General features: G+C 70.5%; 3 protein-coding genes and 1 pseudogene. All 4 read right to left on the minus strand.

The window, feature by feature from the left end; all coding sequences use genetic code 11:
• Positions 1-553 (minus strand): annotated as a pseudogene (locus WBA11_RS05715) (fibronectin-binding domain-containing protein); the annotation flags it as partial.
• A gap of 42 nt (positions 554-595) precedes the next feature.
• On the minus strand, positions 596-982 hold the full coding sequence (locus WBA11_RS05720) for a carboxypeptidase regulatory-like domain-containing protein (RefSeq protein WP_424519751.1): 387 nt from the start codon (positions 980-982) through the stop codon (positions 596-598).
• Positions 983-1014: 32 nt separating this feature from the next.
• Positions 1015-1500: a hypothetical protein gene (locus tag WBA11_RS05725; protein ID WP_424519752.1), complete on the minus strand. Its 486-nt coding sequence runs from the start codon at positions 1498-1500 to the stop codon at positions 1015-1017.
• Between the two features lie 93 nt (positions 1501-1593).
• The coding region (locus tag WBA11_RS05730; RefSeq protein ID WP_424519753.1) for a hypothetical protein at positions 1594-1920 on the minus strand (327 nt) is incomplete at its 5' end.

The following is a 1920-nucleotide window of genomic DNA, read 5'->3' on the forward strand; positions in this document are numbered from 1 at the left end:
GCGTCAGCAGCGGGGCGGCTGCGGCCGTGGCCTGGCCGAGCGTCTTCCTCGACGCCTTCCACCGCTCTCGGAACGCCTCCACCGTGTCGACGACAGGCGCTGGACGCGGCGCCGGTGCGGGCTCCCCGACCCACTCGTCGTGGTCGAGAAACGCGTCTCGGACGACGCCCTCTTGGACCCAGTACACGTTCGGGGTCGGCCCGAACAGCACGATCTGGAGCCGGCTCCCGCCCTCGAGGACGACGAACACGTGCCGGTCGCGGTCGGCCACCCTCACGCCGACGACGGCTCGCCCAGTCATGCCAGGGAGAACGTCGGCCGTGTTGCGCTTTTGACGGCCGGAGCCCTTCGACCGGAAGAGGAGCGGCAGCGCCGGGTCGCACGCGATGCGGATCGTGTGGCGAACGCCGTCGGCGTTGGCTGCGCTGACCGGGCGGTTTTCGAGGGCGACGCTCAGCTCGCGCGGGCTCTGCGTCCACACGTCGGCGACGGTGGTGCCAGAGAGGAGGGCGTCCCACTCGAGGGCGAGCGCGCGGAGAGTGTAGTAGTCCACACCTACAAGATCGCCCCAGGCGAGCCCCGTCCTCGAGGCCGGCTACGTGTCCTCGCGCGGCGACATGTGGCTTCCGTCCTCGCCGTGCTCGTGCACGACGGCGCAGCCCACGCCCGCACCCGGCGCCAGCGCAAGGTCCATCGGCGTCTCCGCCTCGACCTCGAGGTCGAGCATCACCATGTGGTACCGGAACGCGCCGACGCGGACCGGGTGCGGTCCTAGCGTCACGCCGGGGATGGTAAAGTGGCCGCCGCGCTGCGAGACCGTCCCGACCTCGAGGTCGGTCACCATGATGCCGGCGCCGACGACGGGCGCCCCGGTCTCGGCATCGAGGACACGGCCGGTCAACGTGACGAGCGAGTCCGCGGGGGCGTCCTGGGCGATGGCGGGAAGGGCAGCGACGGCGAGCAGGAGGACGAGGGCGCGCATGGCGGTCGGGGTGGGTTCGGCCCCAACGTACGCTACGCGCCGACGGCCTCGAGGGCGACCAGCGTCGCCAGGGTTTGGGCGTCCGTCATCGGCTGACCTCGTGCTGTCCACTCGGCGCTGTGGCTCGTTCCTGGACAGATCCGGGCGGTGTCACGGCTCTGCCGAATGGTCCAGAGCGCGCGGTGCCCGGTCCCTTCGGCGACGCGACCGCCCCGAAGCGTCGCTGCGGCCGAATAGCCGGTTCCCTCGTTCAGCGTCGCTATTGAACCCGACGTGCGAACGGTCCACAGCCGCCCCTCAAACCGAAACCGCCCCCCGCTGAGGCGCAAGACTGAGCTGTAGCCCGTTCCCTCGGCCAGTCGGGCGCCGCGCCACGTCAGCATCGTGCTGTGGCCGGTCCCCTCGCAAATACGGATCGGGTCGTCCTCGAGGGCCTGCTCTGGGCTTGAACCGGAGGCAGGCCACAGGGAAGCGACCGGAACGGCGGCGAGGCGAGCGAGAAACTGGCGACGGGTCATCGGGACTCGTTGAACACCGACAGCCTACGCGCTCAACTCTCAACGCCAATGGTCCGACCGACCCTTTCTGTTGGTCTTCCGACCTCGAGGACGTCAGAGCCCGAACAGGAACGACACGCCGCCGCCAGTCATCCGCTGCGACATCACGCCCTCGAGGCGGATGCCCTCCGTCGGACCGTCGCCGAGCGTGTAGCCAGCCGTGAGGTACGGGGACGGCTGGAACCCGAGGCGATACCCGGCCCCGACCGAGAGCCCACGGACGCCGGGGACCAAAAGGCTCGCGTCGGCCGAGAGCGCCGCGACGCCCCGAGTGGCCTCGCACAAGGTGCTGGGGACGTCCCGACTGGATCCCAAGCGGCGGCACGACACCTCGCTAAAGCCGAACGCATCGTACGTCCGGCCGTCGACGTCGAAGGCGTA

The organism is Rubrivirga sp. (assembly GCF_049648075.1).
GTDB lineage: Bacteria > Bacteroidota > Rhodothermia > Rhodothermales > Rubricoccaceae > Rubrivirga.

Excerpts from the sequence above, each read along its gene's own strand:
- WBA11_RS05720 (WP_424519751.1), bottom strand. The coding sequence starts at position 982 with ATGCGCGCCCTCGTCCTCCTGCTCGCCGTCGCTGCCCTTCCCGCCATC.
- WBA11_RS05725 (WP_424519752.1), bottom strand. The coding sequence starts at position 1,500 with ATGACCCGTCGCCAGTTTCTCGCTCGCCTCGCCGCCGTTCCGGTCGCT.